Source organism: Corallococcus sp. CA047B (assembly GCF_003612065.1).
Lineage (GTDB): Bacteria > Myxococcota > Myxococcia > Myxococcales > Myxococcaceae > Corallococcus > Corallococcus praedator.
The window spans coordinates 1-1,861 of the sequence record NZ_RAWD01000617.1 but is presented as its reverse complement, the minus strand read 5'-3'; the positions used below and the strand labels follow the sequence as shown (position 1 = coordinate 1,861).

Sequence of the window (1,861 nt, the reverse complement as noted above, 5' to 3'; positions counted from 1 at the left end):
GGGGGCGGGCGTGGTGGCCGCCGGTGCCGCGACGGGCGCGGGGGCCGCGGCCGGGGCACCTCCCCCCGCGAGCGAGCGTTCCTGGGCGCGGATGCGCTCCACGTCGGCGAGCGACACCACGCGGGTGCTCTCCTCCTCGGCGGGACCTTCAACGGAGATGACGTTCTGGCAGTTCTTGCAACGGACCTTGACCGTCTTGCCGCGGACCTTCTCGTCCGCAATGGAGTACCGCTTCTGGCAATTGTCGCAGGTGAAGTTCAAAGGGGTGTCCGGCTCTCGGGGGAAACCGACGAGGATGCTACCGCCAGAAATCCCCCGTGCAAACACACGGTTGACTCTGACCGTGGGCCCATCTATTCAGCCGCCCTCCCTTTTTTCTCTAGCTTCGTTGAGGGTGGGTGCATGGCGGCGAAGGATCTCGGGAACAAGCACGTCTGCTTCAAGTGCGCATCGAAGTTCTACGACTTGAAGAAGCCGGACGCCATCTGCCCCAAGTGCGGGGCGGATCAGAAGGACGCCCCGGCTCCCAAGCCTGAGGGCAAGCGCGGGCGCCTGGCGGCCACGCCGAAGATCATCGAGCCCGAGCCGGAGGAGACGCCCGCCGCCGAGGAGGACGAGGACGGCATCGAGGCCTTCGAGGACGAGGACGCCGAGACGCCGGGCGAGCCCGCCGAAGACGAAGAAATCTAGGTTTCCTGCGCGGTTCCAGGTTTCCAAGGGCCCCCTGAGCTTGCTCGGGCGGGCCCTTCTGTTTTTCCGGCGGCCTTCCGAGCCCTCGCGTGGGAGCCCTGGGGGGCCATGACGGGGCGGGGGCTGGCTTCGTGCCCACCCGCCCCGGTGCGTCGGGTGCGGCTTCAGGCGCGCGGGGACGGAGCCACGGACAGCTCGGTCAACACGCGGCGGATCTGCTCGTACAGGCCCTGCCCCATCTCCTGCATTCCCGCGGGCCGCGCCCCCTTGCGGCGTGCCCCCGGAGGCATCCGCGCGTCTTCAGCCGGCGCCATCGGTCGTTTCCTGGGCTGATACATGGTTCGTCCCCCTCATTCGGAAGTTTGCGGCTTCCGAGAAAGCAATTTTGCCACCAAGACAGAAAATTGACCAGCAGCTGTGCTTCCAAGCCTTTGTACGGCCCCCCTGACCGATGCTTGCGTCGGCGCTTCGTCGGGGCGCGACAGCCGTGTCAGGGAGGACCGTCCTTGCCCGGGGCCCCCTGGCGGAGCGCGCCCACCTCCCAGCGCTGCTCGAGTTGGACCGTCTCCCCCGCGCGGACGGTGACCGTCTGGGTGAGCGCGGGCAGCCGTTCATGCCAGAAGACGAGGGTGTGGGGGCCTTCGGGCACCCGGAGCCGGAAGCGCCCGTCCGGGGCGGTGGTGGTGAAGTACGGGTGGTCGAAGGTGCGAACCACCGCGCGCATCCAGGGGTGCACGTCGCAGCGGACCTGGACGGTGCCGGGTTCGGCGGGCAGGGGGCGGCGCAGCGTCATCCCCTCCAGCGGCATGGCCACGTTGAAGACGGAGCGGTTCGTTCCGGCCTGGGCGCGCACGTTGTGCACCAGGGGGTCGGAGTTGCGCAGCACCAGCTCCGTGCCGGCCCGCGCGGCGAGCGCCGGAGGCTCATAGGAGCACTGCTTCTGGTCCAGCACCGGCGCGGGGGCCGGCGCTTCGGGGGCGGGCAGCGCCGCGCCGTCCTGGAGGGAGACGACGGCATGGGCCAGGGCGCCCTCCCCTCCCACGACGAGCGACCGGTCCTGTGCCTGGTCGCCGCAGATGTGGGCCACGGTGGCGGAGGTGGCCATGGCGGCGGCCGCGGGGGGCGTCCCCGTCAGGAGCACCCGCCCTTCAATCTCCCCCCACCTGACAGG

At 70.0% G+C, this 1,861-nt stretch carries 4 protein-coding genes; 1 reads left to right on the top strand and 3 read right to left on the bottom strand.

The window, feature by feature from the left end:
• Positions 1 to 261, bottom strand: a 261-nt coding sequence (locus tag D7X74_RS41620) for a zinc-ribbon domain-containing protein (RefSeq protein ID WP_233602485.1), incomplete at its 3' end; no start/stop codon positions are given.
• Between the two features lie 141 nt (positions 262 to 402).
• Here D7X74_RS41620 and D7X74_RS41615 point away from each other — a divergent pair.
• On the top strand, positions 403 to 690 hold the full coding sequence (locus tag D7X74_RS41615) for a TIGR02300 family protein (protein ID WP_120538435.1): 288 nt from the start codon (positions 403 to 405) through the stop codon (positions 688 to 690).
• A 164-nt stretch (positions 691 to 854) separates the two neighbouring features.
• Here the strand turns inward: D7X74_RS41615 and D7X74_RS43440 are convergent, their stop codons facing one another.
• Positions 855 to 1,004: a hypothetical protein gene (locus D7X74_RS43440; protein WP_158620523.1), complete on the bottom strand. Its 150-nt coding sequence runs from the start codon at positions 1,002 to 1,004 to the stop codon at positions 855 to 857.
• A gap of 176 nt (positions 1,005 to 1,180) precedes the next feature.
• On the bottom strand, positions 1,181 to 1,861 hold a 681-nt coding region (locus tag D7X74_RS41610; RefSeq protein ID WP_120538436.1), incomplete at its 5' end, for a carboxypeptidase regulatory-like domain-containing protein.

Bases quoted from the DNA above. Each gene is read 5' to 3' on its own strand.
- D7X74_RS41615 (WP_120538435.1), top strand. From the start codon at position 403: ATGGCGGCGAAGGATCTCGGGAACAAGCACGTCTGCTTCAAGTGCGCA.
- D7X74_RS43440 (WP_158620523.1), bottom strand. From the start codon at position 1,004: ATGGCGCCGGCTGAAGACGCGCGGATGCCTCCGGGGGCACGCCGCAAG.